This is a genomic window from Streptomyces sp. NBC_00223 (assembly GCF_036199905.1).
Lineage (GTDB): Bacteria > Actinomycetota > Actinomycetes > Streptomycetales > Streptomycetaceae > Actinacidiphila.
Genome location: NZ_CP108109.1, coordinates 768108 through 785860, shown reverse-complemented (window position 1 = coordinate 785860; position 17753 = coordinate 768108). Strand labels below are relative to the sequence as shown.

The following is a 17753-nucleotide window of genomic DNA, read 5'->3' as shown; positions in this document are numbered from 1 at the left end:
GGCGCGGGGGCCGCCGCCCTCCGGGGGCAGGGCGGGCGTCCCGGAACCCGGCGAGGGTCGCTAGTAAGGGTAGGCTAACCTTATTCGCATGACGGCTGGTGAGACACCCGACAGCCGACCGCGCCCGCGCGGCCATGAACTGTCGGCCATGGGAATGACGGTGGCGTACGACCGCGTCGACGTCGTGCACGACGCCGCGATCGTGCTGCGGCCCGCCGAGGTGACCGCGCTCGTGGGTCCGAACGGCAGCGGCAAGTCGACGCTCCTGCGGACCCTCGCCCGGCTCCAGCGCGCCCGCGGCGGCACGCTCGTCCTCGACACCGGCGACGACGTCACGGACGGCTTCGCGCTGGGCTCCCGGGAGTTCGCCCGGCACGTGGCGCTCCTGACACAGGGGCGGCCCACGCCGAGCGGACTCAGCGTCCGCGACGTCGTCGAGTTCGGCCGCTACCCCCACCGGGGGCGCTGGGGACGGCCGGACCCCGCAGGCACCGCCGCCGTGGACCGGGCGCTCGCCCTGACCGGTGTGGAGCACCTGGCCGGACGCGGGGTCGAGCACCTTTCCGGCGGACAGCTCCAGCGGGTCTGGCTCGCCAGCTGCCTCGCCCAGGAGACCGGCGTACTGCTCCTCGACGAGCCGACCACCTATCTGGACCTGCGCTATCAGATCGAACTCCTCGACCTGATCCGCGATCTCGCCGACGACCACGCGATCGCGGTCGGTGTCGTCCTCCACGACCTCGACCAGGCGGCGGCCGTCGCCGACCGGGTCACCCTGCTCAGCGAGGGACGGATCGTCGCCGACGGCCCGCCCGGGGACGTACTGACCCCGGAACGGCTGTCCGAGGTCTACGGCGTCCGGATCGACGTCGACACCGACCCCTCGACCGGCCGGCTCAGGACCCGCGCGGTCGGCCGCCACCACACTCGAAGCGAAAGGCTCCACCCCTCCCCATGATCCGCCTCCGCAGGACACCCGGGCCCCTGAACTCCGGTGCCACCGACCGCCCGACGGGCCGGCGCCTCCTTCTCACGGCAGCCGCCGCGGCGCTCTCCCTGACCGCGTGCGGAACGACCCACTCGGCCGACGACGCAGGCCCCGGGTCCTCCGCGCCCACCGGTTCCGCCACCGCCGCCGGCCCGATCACGCTCACCGACGCGACGGGCGCGACCGTACGCCTGGACGCCCCGGCCACCAGGGTCGTCGGCACCGAGTGGAACGTCGTCGAGGACCTGGTCACGCTCGGCGTCGACCCCGTCGGCGTCGCCGATGTGAAGGGCTATCAGGCGTGGGACTCGGCGGCCCCGCTGAAGAACGCGCCCAAGGACATCGGCGTACGCGGCGAGCCCAGCATGGACACGATCGCGGCCCTCGCGCCCGACCTCATCGTCGCCACGGACGACCTGTCGGCCTCGGCGGTCGCCCAGCTGCGGAAGGTCGCCCCCGTCCTCGAAGTACGGTCCGCCGACGCCGGTGACCAGATCGGCGTGATGACGCAGGGCCTCGACCTCATCGCCCGGGCCACCGGCACGACGCAGAAGGCGACCGCCGCCAAGCAGGCGTTCGACACGAAGCTGACCGAGGCAAGGACCGCCCTCAAGGACGCCGGCATCGCCGGGGCCGAGTACGCCTTCGGCGACGCCTACGTCGAGTCCAACCAGGTCTCCATCCGCCCCTTCACCGGCGGATCGCTCATCGGCGCCGTCAACGAGCGGCTCGGGCTGAAGAACGCCTGGACGGTCAAGGGCGACAAGGACTACGGCCTCGCCACCACCGACGTCGAGGGCCTGACCGGCCTGGGCGACGTCCGGTTCGCCTACATCGTGAACGCCGTCGACGGCGACCCGTTCGCCGACAACCTGGCCAAGAACGCCGTGTGGAAGTCGCTGCCCTTCGTCAAGGCCGGCCAGGTGAACCGGCTGCCCGACGGCATCTGGATGTTCGGCGGACTCGCCTCCATGGAGGCGTACGCCGACGCCGTCGTCGACGCCCTGACGAAGTAGCGCCGTGGCCGTCACCACCTCGACCGCCACCGCCGCCGCCCGCCCGGCCGCGTCCACGACGGGCGCGGTCGCGGTGACGGCCGCGCTCGTCCTGCTGGTCGCCGCCCTCGCCGTCGTCGACCTCACCCAGGGCACGGCCGACGTCGGCGCGAGCCAGGTGTGGAAGGCGCTCACCGGCCACGCCGACCCGGGCGACGCCTCCGTCGTCGTCGCCTCGCGCGTGCCGCGCATGGTCGCCGGTGTCCTCGTGGGGGTCGCCCTCGGCGCGGCGGGCGCCGCCCTCCAGGCGGTGAGCCGCAATGTCCTCGCCGCGCCCGACACCCTCGCGGTCAACGCCGGTTCGTATCTGGCGCTCGGGGTGCTCACCGTCACCGGTACGTCGATCCCGCTGCTCGCCTCCGCGGGCGTCGCGTTCACCGGCGGACTCGCGGCGGCCGCCCTCGTACTCGCGCTGTCCGGGCTCGGCGCCGGTACCGTCCGGCTCGTCCTGGCCGGCAGCGCCCTCGCGCTCGGTCTCGGCTCGGTCGCCGACGCGATGCTCCTGCTGTTCCCCGAACGCACCAACGGCCTGTACCAGTGGAGTCAGGGCAGCATCAGCCAGAACGGATTCGACGGCGTCGTGCAGATGGCGCCCGTCGCCGTACTCGGCCTGACCGGTCTGCTGCTCGTCGCCCGCCGCCTCGACGCCCTCTCCCTCGGCGACGACGCGGCCCGCGGCCTGGGCGTCCCGGTCCGGGGCACCCGCGTCACGGTCGTCGTGCTCGCCACCCTGCTCGCGGCCGCCGCGGTGACGCTGGCCGGCCCGATCGGCTTCGTCGGCCTGTGCGCGCCCGCGCTGGTCCGCCCGCTGACCCGCCGCTTCCCCGGACTCGTACGGGCACGGGCCGGCCTGCCCGCCGCCGGGCTCGTCGGCGCGGTACTCGTACTCGGCCCCGATGTGCTGCTGCGCGCGTCGGTGAGCGCCGACTCCGCGGTGGCCGTGCCCACCGGAGTGGTCACGAGCGTCGTCGGCGCCGTGTTCCTCGTCGTGATGGCGCTGCGCACCCGAGGCGGTGGTACGTCCGCCGCACCGGACCGGCTGCGCATCCCGAGCCGGGCGGCGTTCGTCGTCACCGTGGCGGGGCTCGCGGCGGTGCTCGTCGGCGTGGTGATCGCGGCGGTGCTCCTCGGCGACACCAAGCTGCTGCTCGGCGACGTCGTCAACTGGGCCCAGGGCAGGGGCGACCGCGTCGTCACCTTCGTCCTCGACACCCGGGTGCCCCGGGTGCTCGCCGCGCTGCTGGCGGGGGCTGCGCTCGCGCTGGCCGGGACGCTCGTCCAGGCCGTCACCCGCAACCCGCTCGCGGACCCGGGCATCCTCGGCGTCTCCGGCGGGGCCGGTCTGGGCGCCGTACTGCTCGTCACCACCGTGCCGGCCGCCGGTTCGTGGGGCGTGGCCGGAGCGGCGTTCGCCGGCGCCTCGGTCACCGCCGCCCTCGTCTTCGGACTCGCCGCGCGCGGCGGCTTCCAGCAGAACCGGCTCGTCCTGGTCGGCGTCGGCGCGTCCGCCGGGACGACGGCGCTGATCAGCCTGCTCATCGTGCTCACCGACCCGTTCAACGCGACCAAGGCGCTCACCTGGCTGTCCGGCTCGACCTACGGGCGGACCCTGCCCGATGTGCTGCCGGTCGCCGCCGTGCTCGCCGTCGGCGCCGCCGTGGCGGTCGTCCGCCGCAAGGAACTCGACCTGGTGTCCCTCGACGACGACACCGCGCGGCTCCTCGGGATGCGGCTCGCGCCCGCCCGGCTGGGCCTGCTGGCGCTGAGCGTCCTGCTCAGCGCCACCGCCGTCGCCGCGGCCGGGACGATCGGCTTCGTGGGACTCGTGGCCCCGCACGCCGCGCGCGCCCTCGTCGGGCGGCGGCACGTCCGGGTCACCCCGGTCGCGATGATGCTCGGCGCCGCCCTCGTCTGCGTCGCGGACATGCTCGGCCGTACGGTGATCGCACCGGCCCAGCTCGGCGCCGGCCTGATGACGGCCGTCGTCGGAGCGCCGTACTTCGTCTACCTGCTGGTCCGCACCCGCAGGTAGGGGCACGGCCGTACGGCGACCGCGGCGACACCCGCCGTCAGCCCGCGGCGGCACGGCGGGTCAGCGGCCGGACATCAGGCGCAGCATGTCGGCGTACCGGCCGCCGGCCTCGGCGAACCGCAGGGGCTCGACCGCCTTGACCAGGATCTCGTCCGGCTGCCCGGCCGAGCCGAGGATGTCCATGACCTCGTCGAGGAAGGCGTCGAGCGGCAGGGCGTTCTCCATCTCCTCCTGTCCCATCAGGGCGGTGCGCACGGCCGGCGGCACCAGTTCCAGGACCTCGACATTCGTGTCCGCCAGCTGGACGCGCAGGCTCTCGGTGAAGGAGTGGACGGCCGCCTTGGTGGCGCTGTAGGTCGGGGTGAACGGCAGGGGGACGAAGGCCAGCCCGGAGGACACGGTCATGATCGTCGCCCGCGGCCGGGCGGCGAAATGCTCGGTCAGCGCGGCCACCAGACGAAGGGGGCCCAGGAGGTTGGTCGCCACGGTCTCCTCCGCCGTGGCCAGGAAACCGCCGTCGTGCAGATCCTCCGGCAGCATGATGCCGGCCATCGCGATCAGGACGTCGAGGTCGGGAAAGCGGCTCACCAGCCCCGCGGTGACGTCCCGGATCGCGACCGGGTCGGTGGTGTCGAGCACGACGGACTCGACACCGGGGTTCTCCGCGACGATCCGCGCCAGCCGGTCCTCGCGGCGCCCGGAGACGATGACCCGGTTGCCCGCCGCGTGCAGTCGCAGCGCGAGACCGAGGCCGATACCGGAAGTCGCTCCGGCGATGAAAACGGTGTTGCCCGTGGGATTCATGGGGTGCTCCGATGGTCGTTGGCGGATAAACGGATGGCGACTGTCGCGGAACGCAGTACGTCGTCCCGCCATGTCCACTGGACCGCACCCGGCGACGCGGATGAAGGACCCGCTCATCCACTGACTCGCAGTCCGTGGATGAGGCCGCCGCCGGCTGCGACACTGGTGAAAGCGGGGTGACGGCGGCTTCGACCGGCTTCGACCGACGTCGGCACCGCACTCGACACCGCACTCGACACCCGGAGGAGGGCCCATGGAACAGACCGTGGACCGCGCGTCGCTGGGCGCCTTCCTGCGGGCCCGGCGGGAGGCGCTGCAACCGGAGGACGTGGGCCTGCGCCGCGGATCGCGCCGCCGCGCCCCCGGGCTGCGCCGGGAGGAAGTGGCCGAGCTGTGCGACATGTCGGCCGACTACTTCGCCCGTCTGGAACGCGGCAACGGGCCGCAGCCGTCGCAGCAGATGGCGGCCGCCATCGCCCGCGGACTGCGCCTGACCCCCGACGAGCGCGACCATCTGTTCCTGCTGTGCGGGCACAGCGCGCCGCGCCGGCAACTGCGCGACGAGCATGTCAACCCCGGCCTGATGCGCGTCCTGGACCGGCTGCGGGACACCCCGGCGCAGGTCATGGGCCCCCTCGGGGAGACACTGCTGCAGACGCCTCCCGCCGTGGCCCTGCTCGGCGAGGAGACCCACTACACCGGGGACGCCCGCAGCGCCCCCTACCGCTGGTTCACCGATCCGGCCGCCCGCGAGCGGTACTTCCCCGACGACCACGCCCGCGCCGGCCGGGTGCACGTCGCGGTCCTGCGGGCGGCGGCCACGAGCGAAGGGCCCAGCTCGGCGGCCGCGCGTCTCGTGGCGAGCCTGCTGCGCCGGAGTACGGAGTTCGCGGCGCTGTGGGACCGGCAGGAGGTCGGCGTGCGCTGGAGCGACGCCAAGCGGTTCGTCCACCCGCAGGTCGGGCGGATCGACCTCTTCTGCCAGAACCTGCGGGACCCCGACCAGTCGCAGTCCCTGCTCATCTTCACCGCGACACCCGGCACCGAGAGCCACGACAAGCTGGCGCTGCTGAACGTCCTCGGCGCGGAGAGCTTCCCCACCGGCTGACGCCCGCTCGTCAGGAACCCCCACCGGACTCCCCACCGGGCTCCCCGCCGGACGGCCCCGGGCCGGACCACCGGACACCCGGCCTGGGCCGGTCGTCGACGAGCAGACCGAAGACGTCGGGCCGGGAGTAGTGGCCGCTGGCGTCGAAGTCGAACCGGGCGCGGGGCAGTTCGTCGAGGTCGAGTTCGGCGGTCAGGACGCCCTCGGCGTCGCGCAGCGGTCCGGCCAGCACATTGCCGAGCGGGGAGACGATGACGCTGCCGCCGTTGATCAGCACGGTCCCGGGCGCCTCGCCCTGGACCGGCCGGACATCGGGCGGCAGATCGGCGCGGGTCAGGAACTGGTTGGCGCACAGCACGAAGCAGCGCCCCTCCAGGGCGACATGACGCATCGTCACCTGCCAGGCGTCGCGGTGGTCGACCGAAGGGGCGCACCAGATGTCGACACCCTTGGCGTACATGGCCGCCCGGAACAGCGGCATGTAGTTCTCCCAGCAGATCCCGGCGCCGAGGCGGCCCGTGCCGGTGTCGACCACCGGCATGGTGGACCCGTCGCCCTGGCCCCAGACGATCCGCTCTGCGGCGGTCGGCATCAGCTTGCGGTGCTTCGCCAGCAGTCCGGAGCGCGGGCCGAAGAACAGCGCCACGCAGTAGAGGGTGCCGCCGGAGCGCTCGACCGCGCCCGTGACGATATGGACGCCCAGATCCTGGGCCAGCGCGGCCAGGGCGTCGGTCTCCGGACCGGGCACGTCGATCGCGGACGCGAAGTAGCGGCGGAACTCCTCGCGGCCCGGCCGGGTGCGTTCACCGATCGTCACCCCGAAGGTGAGCCCCTTGGGATACCCCCCGAGGTACGCCTCGGGCAGGACGACGATCCGCGCGCCGCCGCGTGCGGCGTCGGCGATCACGTCGTGGGCCTTGGCGAGGGTACGCGGGGTGTCGAAGAGATACGAGCCGACCTGGACGACGGCAGCGGTCACACGGGACATCCACCTGGCTCCCTTCACGTCGTGCCGGCGGGGCTCTCCGTACGGGCGGGCAGGGCTTCTCCCGTACGGGCGGACCGACCGGCCTCAGCCGTACGCCGCCGTGACGAGCAGATCGTCGGCGGGACACCGGGCGCGGGCCACATAGGTGTCGGTGAACTCCGCCACGGCCGCCTGGAGATCGGGGGCGCCCATCCGGGACAGCGCGGCCCCGGCGGCGGTGAAGCAGGTCAGCGCGGCCCGGTGCAGCCGAGGGTCGGTGAGGCCGTAGCGGGCGGCGCGCAGCCACAGCGCGTTGCGCGGGGCGAGCGGCCCCTCAGGAACGGCGAGCTGCCCGACGGCGTCCTCCGCGGCCTGGGTGGCGAGCACGTCCTCGAAGAGCGCGGTGGTCACCGCGAGCGGTACGACCCAGCCGTCCGCGCCGGGCTGTGCGTCGATCATCCGCAGTTCCAGATAGCCCTGCGGGCGTACCGGCGGGAACATCGTGCCCAGGTGGTAGGCGAAGTCGTCCAGCGTCGGCGGCCGGCCGCCGGGCGACTGCGCGCCCTGCTCGATCCACTGACGGAAGGTCATGCCCGGCAGCAGGGACCACGCTCCGCCCTCGTCGGCGTTCCGTACGCACATCACCGCGGCGTCGAGCGCGTACCGCGCCCACCCGGCCCGCGGGTCCGTGCCCGCGGCGGCGACCGCGAGCGTACGGGAGGGGTCCAGCCGCGCCCAGATGGCCTGCCGGGTGGACCGCCATCCGGTGGGACGCCCCGCGGCCATGGGCGAGTTGGCGAACGCCGCCACCAGGACCGGGCCCAGCAGATGCGCCAGCCGCCAGCGCCGCAGATGGTGGGCGGGTCCGGGCTGAGCGGTGCCCGCGTCCACGCAGACCTGGACCGACGCGGAGGCCCCCATCATGAAGCGGCCGGCCGGGGTGAAGGAGTCGAAAAGGCTCTCCATCGCCTGGTAGCGCGGCAGATGCAGCAGGGCGCGCCGAGGCGGCCGCCACGGGTCGATGCCGTGTCCGGCGAGCGTGTAGCCGTACGCCGTGAGCCCGTCGCGCAGCACCCGCAGATCCTCGCGGACGTCCGCGACGCACCGGGTGAGCGAGGGGGCCGCAGCGGAGCTCAGCTCCACCTGGCCGCCCGGTTCGCGGCTCAGCGCGGACCCGCGGGGCAGACCCGAGGAGGGGGAGACGGCTTCGAGCGCGGCGCTCAGACGTTCCTCGTCCACGGGAAGCGTGCGGTCGCGCGCGTCCTGGACGAGCCATTCCAGTTCGACGCCGACGAGTCGCGGCGGCCCGGTGCTCAGGCACTTCTCGCGCGCGTAGCGGGCGCAGTCCGCGGTGTCGGCCGGTGACAGCATGGCTGAAGTCGTGCGCTGGGGCATGGTGCGGACCTCCGGGGGCTCCAGGGGGCGTCGGCCGGTCTCCGGCGGGTGCCGGCCGGCCTCCCGCGTGCGGCCGGGAAGGTCACACCTGGCCGTAGGCGGAGCCCTCGATACGGATGGACTCCTTCTCCCATGCCTCCCGGTCCCGCAGATAGGCGGGGCGGTCGGCCAGGATGGCCCTGGTCTCCGCCGCGCCCTCCCGCAGCGACCAGCGGACCGAGCCGTCGACCCGTACGGAGCAGGTGTCCATGAACGACTGGACGGCATGGCGGAGTTCACCGAACCAGCGGCCCTCCAGGGCCTCGCGCACCCACAGTTGCTCCAGGTGCATCTTCTCCCGCATGGTCTCGGCGCCGAGTGTCGCCGACTCCACGTGCCGGTAGGTACGCAGCAGCAGGGTGGCGGCCGGCATCTCCCGGATCTCCAGCACCTTTTCGCCGTTGTCCAGGTGCTCAAGGCCGGTGTAGCGGCCGATTCCGTAGCGGCCCGCCCGGTCGTTGAGCGCCGCTATCAGATCCTGCAACGGCATGTCGGCGCCGTCGATCGAGGTCGGTGTTCCCCGGGTCAGGCCGACTTCGACGGTGTCCCGGGGGCAGTCGTTCCGTACGGCGCTCCACCGGTACATGTCCTCGGGAATCTCGTGGTTCTCCGGGTCGTCGAGGACACCGGACTCGAATTCACGGCACCACAGATTGGAATCGCCGCTCACCACGCGTTCACCGAGCTGTTCGAGACCGACTTCCTTCAGCTCCCGGATCTTCTGCTCACGGTCGACGGGATCGAGGTCGTACGGGCTGCCGTACCACCCGGTGAAACCGAGCAGCGCGAGTCCGCCGTTGAGCCGGCGCAGTGTGTTCTGGGACCGGTTGGCCGTGTGGAGCACGGCGGAGGCGTCCAGCTCACGGGCGAGGCCGAGGGCCAGCCGGGCGATCAGCGGGCGGCTGAGGCTGGAGCTGACCGGGTGGGTGTCCAGATAGACGGCCTGGGCCGCGATGGCCGGGCGCAGGAAATCCTCGGCGAAGGTTCGGCGGCCGTCCAGGATGTGCAGCCGAGCACCGAGCCGCTCCGCGATCAGGCGTTTGTCCTCGCTGGTCTCGTCCTCTCCGAGGTCGATACTGACCGCGTGGATGTCACGGAATCCCGCCTCCCCGAGCCGGTGCAGCAGATAACTGCTGTCGAGGCCGCCGCTGAAAAGAGTGACGACCGGCCGGCGGACGTCCAGATTCTCGGCCGTGATCTGCTGGAACGAGCGAATGAGCTGGGCATGCCTCATATACGTCCCTCCGAACCCGCTGCTGCGTCGTCGGACCTGGTCAGGCATTGAGTAAATAAGGGAATAGTCATCAGAAATCGGTCACCCGCACCATGCTAGCGGGGGCGCGAGGACACGGCCATTCGGCGTATACGTACGCATACGGGCGCATACGGGAGAGTGGGCGTCCGAAGCCCGTCCGCGCTCGTCGCGGCGGCGGAACGGGGCCGCACACGCAGCCGCCCCGCGAGGCCGTGGGGCCTCGCGGGGCGGATGTCGGCGTCAGTCGGTCAGGCGATGGTGCAGGTGGCCGAGCCGATCGGGAAGTTGTTCCCGGTGGAGTTGGCGGTGAAGCCGAAGGTGGTGGACCCTTCGGGGTTGATCGTGCCGTTGTAGGCGGCATTGGCGACGCTCACCGCGCCACCCGAGCCGGTGCTGAGGGTGCCGTTCCACAGACTGGTGATCTGTGTGCCGGTGCCCAGCGTCCAGTTCGCCGTCCACTTCGTGGAGGGCTTGGTGCCGTGGTTCATGACCGTGACCTCACCCTGGAAGCCGCCGCTCCAGGCGTTGGTGACCGCGTAGGTGACCATGCAGGCGCCGTTGGCCGGAGGGGTGGTGGTGGGCGGCGTGGTCGGCGGGGTCGTCGGCGGCTTCGTGGTGGGCGGAGTCGTCGGCGGCGTGGTCGGCGGCGTGGTGGGCGGGTTGGTGGTCGGCGGGTTCGAGGTCGGGGGAGGCGTGGTGGGCGGAGTCGTCGCACCGCCACGGATGCCGGTGACCTCACCGTGACCGCCGTCGAAGGCGATGTCGGAGCAGGAGAAGAAGTTCTCGTTGCTGTCCGAGCGCACCCACTGGATGAACATCAGGGCGTTGCCCGTACGGCCCGAGGGCAGCGCCTGGTTCCAGTAGTAGTGCCCGCCGTCCGTGCCCGGGGAGCCCACCTGGGGCGGGTTGGTGACGGTCGAGACGAGGTCCAGGTCCGCCCACTTGAGCGCGGACGAGGCCGACCAGCCGGGCTTGGTGAAGTAGACCCGGAAGTCACCCGGGTGGGCGGCCCAGTTGCTGTACTGGAGCTCGATCGTCGCACCGGACGTCAGGTGGGTCCGCGGCCAGTCGTCACGGGCGGCGCTGTAGGCCGAGAAGTCGTACGGCGACTTGTTGCCCGCGCTGCACAGCGTCCCGTCGGGGACGTAGCCGACGTTCTTGCCGCCCGCGTTGGAGTCGAGCACGGCGAACCAGTTGTACAGCGGCGTCGTGCCGGTCGCGGCGATCGCGGCGGCACAGGCCGGGTTGGTCGGAGTGAGCGCACCGTTGGGGGTTTGCGCGTCCTTGTAGCACAGGTACGTACGCGAGCCCGGGGACATCGCGACGCCGTGCGCCGAAGCCGTGCCCTGGCCGAGGAAGATCAGGCCGAGCGCGGAGAAGAGCGTCGCTACAGCGGCCAGTAAAGAGATCGTTCTGCTTCTGTTCAAGGTGGAGACCTTCCGGAGACATCCCCCGGAACCACGGCCCACCGCAGCCGGTCCCGGGGTGGGGGGTTGGATGTTCGAATTCGTGGGAGCGCTCCCATAAAAAACATAACAGCTGATCAACGAGGTGTAAACATGCGTGTCGCAAGGTGTTTCCCGTCTGATGCCGCGTAAGCGGAAGGCGGACGGGGCAAGGTGTGCGCGGTGAACTCCCGTGCGTCCAGGCGGCGTTGAGGTCGACCATGGCCGCCTCGCCGGGCGCCACCGTGCGGACCCGCCCGCCGACCTCGATCCGGAAAGGTGAGCGGTCCGAGCCCGGGACGCTCACCCGCGGCCGGCCCGCCCCCGCCGCATGGGCCCGCGCGGGGCCCGCGTGCCCGGCCGGTCACCGCTCACACGCTCTCCACCTGGCGTCCGGTGGTGGTCCGCGGCCGGATACGGATCCACAGCGGGCGGTCGCCACCGGCCCACGGCTCGGTGACGTCCTCCTCGGCGAGACGCCGGACCGCCGACCGGTCGTCGATCCGTTCGGCCGTTCCGGTGATGAGGACGCTCCAGCCGCCCCGCGTACGGTCGTCGATCCGGTCCACCTGGAAGGACACGTTCGCGCCGGTGTCCAGCGCGGCCGGACCGTGCGGCGCCGTCCGGTAGACGATGGTCCCCGCGTCGACCCCGTAGTTGACGGGGAGCACGTCGGGGGACGGCTCGGCGGGTACGGCGACGCGGCCGACGCCGTGGGTGCCCAGTTTGGCCCAGCACTCGTCCACGGTGAGGTGGGCGAGCGCCGGCCGGGGTGCGGCGCCGGTCTGTCCCGGGGGCGGATCGGCGGGGCCCTGGAGCAGTTCCTCGTAGGTCAGTTGCAGGGCGGCGGCGACACGGTGGACCCCGTTCGGGTCGAAGTCGGCCTCCTCGTCCAGCAGATGCCGCAGATAGCGCGGCGCCATGCCCGACCGGGTGGCCAACTCGGCCTCGCTCAGGCCCAGTCGGCGGCGGTGCTCGGTGACGCGGTGCCGGAGGACCCCGTGCTCGGGCGGGTCCGCCGCGGGATCGGCGTTCTCGTTCACGCTCTGTCCTCCCTGGTCGCTTGCCGGTCAGTTGCCGGTCGGTCGCCGGTCGGTCGCCGGTCGGTCCGTGGTCGGTACCGCGGCCCGCCGGCCGGGACCCCCGGCGGCCGTCCGCCGGGGGCCACGGATGCGCCCGTGCCCGACCAGCCTCGCCCAGGTGGCGGCCGGTCGCCATGCGGCCGCCACCGGCGGTACTCCCCGTCCCCGCCCCAGGACGGAGACGGGGAGTGCGGCCGGCCCGGTCCCGGGGCCGGGCGATTGCCGGTACGGACCGGTGGCCGCATGCTGGGGAACATGGCGCTCGAAGCGGCACCCGGCGGGACCCTGAACGGTTGGGCCGTCGGGGAACCCGGCCCGGTCAGCACACGGCCCCTGGTCCCCGTACGGCGGGAGGTCCCCGTCCCCGGGACGGGTGAGCTGCTGGTCGAGGTCGAGGCGTGCGGGGTGTGCCGTACCGATCTGCATCTGGCCGAGGGCGATCTGCCGCCGCACCGGCCCGCGACGATTCCCGGCCACGAGATCGTCGGCCGGGTGATCGCCGCGGGGGACGGGGTGACCCGCTTCGGGCCCGGTGACCGGGTGGGCGGCGCGTGGCTGCGCGGTACGTGCGGGGTCTGCCGCTACTGCCGCGCCGGACACGAGAACCTGTGCCCGTCGTCCGTGTACACCGGCTGGGACGCCGACGGCGGCTTCGCGGACATCACGGTGCTGCCGGCCGCCTACGCCTACGCGCTGCCGGACACCGCCGACCCGGCCCGGCTGGCGCCGCTGCTGTGCGCGGGCATCATCGGGTTCCGCGCCCTGCGCCGCAGCGCGCTGCCGCCCGGCGGCAGACTCGGCATCTACGGCTTCGGCGCGTCCGCCCATCTGGCCGCGCAGGTCGCGCTGGCCGAAGGGGCGACCGTCCATGTGCTGACGCGTTCGGCGCGGGCCCGCGAACTGGCCCTGTCGCTGGGGGCGTCCTCGGCGCGTGACGCGTACGACGCGCCGCCCGAGCCGCTGGACTCGGCGATCCTGTTCGCCCCGGTCGGTGACCTGGTACCGGTCGGGCTGGCGGCGCTCGACCGCGGCGGCACCCTCGCGGTGGCCGGAATCCATCTGTCGGACGTTCCCGTCCTGAACTACCAGCGCCATCTTTTCCAGGAGCGCGATCTGCGCAGCGTCACCTCCAACACCCGGCAGGACGGCGAGGAGTTCCTCGCGACCGCCGAGCGCATCGGCATCCAGGTCACCGTCACCCCGTATCCGCTCGACCGGGCGGATCAGGCGCTGGCCGACCTTGCCGCGGACCGGGTGAACGGCGCCGCCGTACTGATCCCCGGCGGCGGGCGCGGCCGCTCCTGACGCGAGACCGCGCGCCGGTCGGCACAGGACCGCCGGCCGGTCGGCCCAAGTCCAAGGCCGGTCAGGGACGTCGGCCGCCCGTTCTTCTCCAGGTCTTTCCCGAACCGGGCGTTTGCCGAGGGACGGCCCACCCGTCAGGGTCAACTACGGGCGGCAGCCCTGTTGTCGCGGGCGCGGTGGCCGGACATTGGGGTACATGCAGCATCCGGAGAAAAGAACAGAGGGAACCGTACGGCGTCGTGCCGCCCGACGGGGACTGATCGCGCTGGTGGCCGGCGCCCTGTGCGCCGCCTTCCTGATGGTGGCCGGCGGCAGCGCGTCCGCTGCCCCGCCGGACTCGAACCGCCTGGCGACCTGGAACATGCAGCGGTCGTCCGGCCGTTGGACGTACGCGCTGGACCTGTCCGACCGCGCGAGCGTCGTGGCCCTCCAGGAGGCGTCGATCACGCCGCCGGCCGGGGCCGTGTCGCTGGGCCGTATCGGCGCCAACATCCGCGCCTACCGCATCCCCGCCACCCGCACCCGGGGCGTGCGCTACCTGTACATCCTCCACCAGGGCGCCAACCCCGCCCGCGGCGTCAACCCGGCCATGATCACCTCCTTCCGCCCCGACCGGGTGGAGGAGATCCCCGGCGTCTACCGCTCCGCGCTCGGCGTCACCCGCAGCGCGGACGACACCCTGTTCGCCTCCATCCACGCCAGCGCCCGGGGCGGTACGGACGCCGCCTCCCTGGTACGCCGGGTCAGGGCCCGGGCCAATCTGCGCGGCCTGGCCAACTGGGTGGTGCTGGGCGACTTCAACCGCGCTCCCCGCACCCTGCCCGTCGGCGGCGCCACCGGCATCCCGGCGAACGCGCACATCTACGAAAGCGGCGGACCCACCCAGCTCAGCGGCGGCCGCCTCGACTACGCCGTCTCCAACGTCTACACGGAGAACTGGCAGGCCGCCAGGGGCAATCCCCACGGCAGCGACCACTGGCCGATCACCTTCTCCGCGCTGCGCGCCGGAGCCGGCCCGGCCCGCTTCACCTTCGGCGACAACGGCGGCAACGGCAGCGTCGTCGACGTCTACCAGGCACGGAGGACCAACGGCACGCATCTCATCCTCTACCACCCCGACGGCGGCACCAACCAGCAGTGGACCCTGCGCGCCACCGGCTTCCGGAACGAGTTCGACCGGATCGTCAGCGTGGCCAGCGGCAAGTGCGTGGACGTCGACAACGGCGCCGCGAGCAAGCAGGGCTCCCAGATGAACATCTGGACCTGCCACCGCAACGGCACCGGCAACGACACCCAGAACTTCGCCCTGGAGAACCCGCTGCCGCTCTTCCCGAACCTCACGACCATCGCCGACGAGGCGACCTCGTACCTGCTGAACGTGGCGGGCAACAGCAGCGCCGACGGCACCCCCGTCATCCAGTACGCCCAGCAGTACGGACCGCTGCCCTTCCCCGCGGACAACGAGGCCTTCTACCTCCACCCCGTGAGCTGACACCGCTCGCCCGGCGCCCGCGCCGAGCCCCCGGTCAGGGTCAGGCCCTGACCGGGGGCTCCGGTCAGCCCAGGCGCTCGCGGAGCCGGCGGTACGCGCCGGCCAGGTGCCTCTCCACCGCCTGTACCGCCGCCTCGGGATCGCCCGCGGCGACGACATCGCGCAGCTCCGTGTGCAGGGACGTCGCGATGGCCGCGAAGTCGTGGCTGCCGAGGTTGCGGGAGAGCAGGAACATGTAGACCTGCGGGCGCAGATCCTCCCAGGCCCGCTGGAGCCGGACATGGCCGGACGCCTCGTAGATCGCGTCGTGGAACTCCAGGTCGAGGTTGGCCGCCTCCTGCGGGGTCGAGGACGCGGTCAGCTGGGAGAAGCGGGCCAGCGCCCGGTCGATGGCCGCGATGTGCTCCGGACCGGCCCGCAGAGCGGCGCGTTCCACCGCGAGGCGTTCCAGGGACAGCCGCAGGGTGAACACCTCCTCGGCGTCGTCCGGCGACAGCTGGACGACCTGGGCGCTGCGGTGGCGGCGCAGGGTCACCAGACCTTCGCGGGCCAGCACGGCCAGTGCCTCACGGACCGGGCCCCTGCTGACGCCCAACTGCTGGGCGAGGTCCGTTTCCGGCAGCTCCTGGCCCGGGGCGAGGTCGCCGCGGGCGATGGCCTCCCGCAGATTGTCGACGACGAAGGTGGCCAGGGTGCCGCGCGGGGGAGCCGTCGTCGCCCACCCGAGCTCGGCTTTGGGTCCAGTCATGCTCACTCACTCGTAGAGGCTGCCCGGCCGACGCCGGCCGAGGGCGTCCCACACGATAGCAGCCGACGGTCAACAGTCAACGTTGACTGTTAACAGTTGACAATGTCGGACTCGGGCGTAGTGTTCAGGCCATCGCAAGGCCGGCACCGTCGCCAGGTTGATCGTCACGGTGTGGGGTGCCGCCTCTGCGCGAGCAGCGAGAAGCACCCGCCTCCCCCTACCGCCACCCATCCCCGCCACGGGCGTTTCCCCCATCCGCAGCGCCGGGGACCCGGCGAAGGAGCCGTCACCATGACCAGTCCCGCCCTGCACGTCCTGCGGCGCGGAGCCGAGGGACTCTCGGCGCACCTCCAGCCCTCCGGCGAACTCCACGACCCCGTCTTCGCCGAGCCCACCCAGTACGGAACCGCCTACTACGCCTATGTGAACGCCGCCCTCGCGTCCCTGACCGAAGGCCCGGAACGCGCCCGGTACGCCGACGCGGCCCGCCGCGGGCTGACCGCGACGCTCGACCACCTGCTCGACCCGGACAGCCCGACGCCGACCACCCGCTACTACCCGGCTGTCGGCAGCCCCGGCACCGACAACCTGCGGGACTTCATGTGGCCGCCGGCGCTCCGCGCGCTGCGGCTGCTGCGCGCGGTCGGCGCCCCGGACCTCGACCCGGTGGCCGAGCGAATACGGCGGGTCGCCGTGCCCGACGCCTTCAACAAGCGCCCGCCCGTGAACTGGGCGTCGGTGTGGATGTCCGGCGAGTGGCTGCGCATCGGCGACGGCCTGTCACCGTACGACCAGGGCCGGATGGACGAGTGGCTGGAACCGTTCCTCACCGAGGCGATCGACCTCGAAGCGGGCTTCTACCGCGAACCGGGGCTGCCCAACTCCTACGACCTCTTCACCCGGGTCCATCTCCTCTACCTGCTGGCCGACGGATACGCGGGCGCCCACCGCAAGGACCTCGAACGGCTGCTGGTCACCGGGCTGCGCCGCAGCCTCGCCGTCCAGCTCTCCAGCGGTTCGCTCGCGGGCGCCCACCGCAGTACCGGCCAGGTGTGGACGCTCGGCGCCCAGTGCTCGTACTTCCACCAGGCGGCGGCCCTCGTCAAGGCCGACGACCCGGCCCTGGCCGCGGCCGCAGACGCCGCCGCCGTACGGTCGCTGCACGCGATGGCCGACTGCTTCCGGCCCGCCGGCGATCTCAGCCCGGTGGAGAACGTCCTGCCGGCGAATCACCGGGTGGGATACGAGGTCTACACCTCCGACCCGCACTACGTGAGCCTGCCGCTCGGCTTCCTGGCCACCGCCGTCCTCGCCGGATTCACCGGTGAGGAGCCTGCCGGGCGGACCGCCGCGGACCGCGAACCCGTCGCCCGGGTCGAGGGCGAGCCCGTGCACCGCGCCCTGCTGCACGCCGACGGCTGGTCGGTGCACCTCAACCTCGGCCCGCGCGACGGCTATGTCACCGCCGACCAGGCGTTCGACGCCTTCGGCATCGCCGACCTCACCCTCGGCCCGCGCCGCCGGCTGCGCTTCGGCGGCCAGGTGCATCACATGGCGACCGGGACCCCGCTGACGCTCGGCATCGCCGTCCACCGGCCCGACCGCTCGATTCAGCCGGTGGCCGCGCTGCGGCCCTCGGACCGGGGGCCCGCCGTCGTGACGGGCCGGCGGCTGGAGGCGGTGGCGGACTTCGACGGTCTCGCCTACCGGATCGCGGTCGACCTCGGGCCGGACGAGGCCCGGATCGTCGAGGAGGCGCCCGGCCACCCGGTCAGCCTGCTGGTGCCCTACCTGCGCGACCGCGGCGACGGCCGGACCACCGAGGTCCGGGTGGACGGCGGCCGCGTCCGTCTGACGGCGGGCGACGAGGAGGTCGTGGTCGAGGCCGGGGGCCCGGTGCTGCACACCGTGCACCTGCCGCACGGCTACGAGTCCCGGCACGGCCTGGTCGGCCTGGTGCGGATCGACCTCGCCGGCACCGGACGGGCCGCCTACCGGGTCCGGCGCGTCCGCTGACCACCGCCGGCCGGCACCGCCG

At 72.9% G+C, this 17753-nt stretch carries 14 protein-coding genes; 7 read left to right on the top strand and 7 right to left on the bottom strand.

The features are described from left to right. Positions 1-88: 88 nt before the first annotated feature. The 3 genes from OHA30_RS03315 to OHA30_RS03305 are packed head-to-tail and all read left to right on the top strand — an operon-like array spanning position 89 to position 4075. Complete coding sequence (locus OHA30_RS03315; protein WP_328912277.1) at positions 89-958, top strand: ABC transporter ATP-binding protein; 870 nt, start codon at positions 89-91, stop codon at positions 956-958. Further along, positions 955-2004 carry an iron-siderophore ABC transporter substrate-binding protein gene (locus OHA30_RS03310; protein ID WP_328912276.1) on the top strand — a complete coding sequence of 350 codons (1050 nt, stop codon included), beginning with the start codon at positions 955-957 and terminating at the stop codon, positions 2002-2004. Before OHA30_RS03315 ends, OHA30_RS03310 begins: the two co-directional genes overlap by 4 nt. Before the next feature lie 4 nt (positions 2005-2008). Continuing rightward, positions 2009-4075, top strand: coding sequence for an iron ABC transporter permease (locus OHA30_RS03305; protein ID WP_328912275.1), 2067 nt, complete (start codon positions 2009-2011; stop codon positions 4073-4075). A 60-nt stretch (positions 4076-4135) separates the two neighbouring features. On the opposite strand, the gene OHA30_RS03300 is transcribed toward OHA30_RS03305, so the two are convergent. Then, positions 4136-4879, bottom strand: coding sequence for an SDR family oxidoreductase (locus OHA30_RS03300; protein WP_328912274.1), 744 nt, complete (start codon positions 4877-4879; stop codon positions 4136-4138). 253 nt (positions 4880-5132) lie between these two features. On the opposite strand from OHA30_RS03300, the gene OHA30_RS03295 reads away from it, so the two are divergent. Beyond that, the gene (locus OHA30_RS03295; RefSeq protein WP_328912273.1) at positions 5133-5987 is read left to right on the top strand and encodes a helix-turn-helix transcriptional regulator; all 855 of its coding nucleotides are present in this window, start codon (positions 5133-5135) and stop codon (positions 5985-5987) included. 10 nt (positions 5988-5997) lie between these two features. Here the strand turns inward: OHA30_RS03295 and OHA30_RS03290 are convergent, their stop codons facing one another. From OHA30_RS03290 to OHA30_RS03270, 5 genes are all read right to left on the bottom strand, one after another. Then, complete coding sequence (locus OHA30_RS03290; RefSeq protein WP_328912272.1) at positions 5998-6975, bottom strand: nitrilase-related carbon-nitrogen hydrolase; 978 nt, start codon at positions 6973-6975, stop codon at positions 5998-6000. An 84-nt stretch (positions 6976-7059) separates the two neighbouring features. Continuing rightward, positions 7060-8349, bottom strand: a complete 1290-nt coding sequence (egtA, locus tag OHA30_RS03285) for an ergothioneine biosynthesis glutamate--cysteine ligase EgtA (protein WP_328912271.1) — start codon at positions 8347-8349, stop codon at positions 7060-7062. A gap of 82 nt (positions 8350-8431) precedes the next feature. After that, positions 8432-9622 (bottom strand): argininosuccinate synthase-related protein, encoded by a 1191-nt coding sequence (locus OHA30_RS03280; RefSeq protein ID WP_328912270.1) that lies wholly within the window; start codon positions 9620-9622, stop codon positions 8432-8434. 269 nt (positions 9623-9891) lie between these two features. Then, positions 9892-11070 carry a lytic polysaccharide monooxygenase gene (locus OHA30_RS03275; RefSeq protein WP_328912269.1) on the bottom strand — a complete coding sequence of 393 codons (1179 nt, stop codon included), beginning with the start codon at positions 11068-11070 and terminating at the stop codon, positions 9892-9894. A gap of 389 nt (positions 11071-11459) precedes the next feature. Next, positions 11460-12131, bottom strand: a complete 672-nt coding sequence (locus tag OHA30_RS03270) for a helix-turn-helix domain-containing protein (protein ID WP_328912268.1) — start codon at positions 12129-12131, stop codon at positions 11460-11462. Between the two features lie 294 nt (positions 12132-12425). Between OHA30_RS03270 and OHA30_RS03265 the strand changes: the two genes are divergently transcribed. Both OHA30_RS03265 and OHA30_RS03260 read left to right on the top strand, forming a co-directional pair. After that, on the top strand, positions 12426-13475 hold the full coding sequence (locus tag OHA30_RS03265; RefSeq protein ID WP_328912267.1) for a zinc-dependent alcohol dehydrogenase family protein: 1050 nt from the start codon (positions 12426-12428) through the stop codon (positions 13473-13475). Between the two features lie 196 nt (positions 13476-13671). Continuing rightward, entirely contained in the window at positions 13672-14967 is a 1296-nt protein-coding gene (locus OHA30_RS03260; RefSeq protein ID WP_328912266.1) for an RICIN domain-containing protein, read from the top strand. 64 nt (positions 14968-15031) lie between these two features. On the opposite strand, the gene OHA30_RS03255 is transcribed toward OHA30_RS03260, so the two are convergent. Then, positions 15032-15715: a GntR family transcriptional regulator gene (locus OHA30_RS03255; RefSeq protein ID WP_328912265.1), complete on the bottom strand. Its 684-nt coding sequence runs from the start codon at positions 15713-15715 to the stop codon at positions 15032-15034. 291 nt (positions 15716-16006) lie between these two features. Here OHA30_RS03255 and OHA30_RS03250 point away from each other — a divergent pair, with 291 nt between their 5' ends. Continuing rightward, positions 16007-17731: a hypothetical protein gene (locus tag OHA30_RS03250; RefSeq protein WP_328912264.1), complete on the top strand. Its 1725-nt coding sequence runs from the start codon at positions 16007-16009 to the stop codon at positions 17729-17731. Positions 17732-17753 lie beyond the last annotated feature (22 nt).

What these genes read in the sequence shown, in the direction of transcription:
- OHA30_RS03260 (WP_328912266.1), top strand. Translation starts at nt 13,672, where the DNA reads ATGCAGCATCCGGAGAAAAGAACAGAGGGAACCGTACGGCGTCGTGCC.
- egtA (WP_328912271.1), bottom strand. Translation starts at nt 8,349, where the DNA reads ATGCCCCAGCGCACGACTTCAGCCATGCTGTCACCGGCCGACACCGCG.
- OHA30_RS03250 (WP_328912264.1), top strand. Translation starts at nt 16,007, where the DNA reads ATGACCAGTCCCGCCCTGCACGTCCTGCGGCGCGGAGCCGAGGGACTC.
- OHA30_RS03315 (WP_328912277.1), top strand. Translation starts at nt 89, where the DNA reads ATGACGGCTGGTGAGACACCCGACAGCCGACCGCGCCCGCGCGGCCAT.
- OHA30_RS03265 (WP_328912267.1), top strand. Translation starts at nt 12,426, where the DNA reads ATGGCGCTCGAAGCGGCACCCGGCGGGACCCTGAACGGTTGGGCCGTC.
- OHA30_RS03290 (WP_328912272.1), bottom strand. Translation starts at nt 6,975, where the DNA reads ATGTCCCGTGTGACCGCTGCCGTCGTCCAGGTCGGCTCGTATCTCTTC.
- OHA30_RS03280 (WP_328912270.1), bottom strand. Translation starts at nt 9,622, where the DNA reads ATGAGGCATGCCCAGCTCATTCGCTCGTTCCAGCAGATCACGGCCGAG.
- OHA30_RS03300 (WP_328912274.1), bottom strand. Translation starts at nt 4,879, where the DNA reads ATGAATCCCACGGGCAACACCGTTTTCATCGCCGGAGCGACTTCCGGT.
- OHA30_RS03255 (WP_328912265.1), bottom strand. Translation starts at nt 15,715, where the DNA reads ATGACTGGACCCAAAGCCGAGCTCGGGTGGGCGACGACGGCTCCCCCG.
- OHA30_RS03295 (WP_328912273.1), top strand. Translation starts at nt 5,133, where the DNA reads ATGGAACAGACCGTGGACCGCGCGTCGCTGGGCGCCTTCCTGCGGGCC.
- OHA30_RS03310 (WP_328912276.1), top strand. Translation starts at nt 955, where the DNA reads ATGATCCGCCTCCGCAGGACACCCGGGCCCCTGAACTCCGGTGCCACC.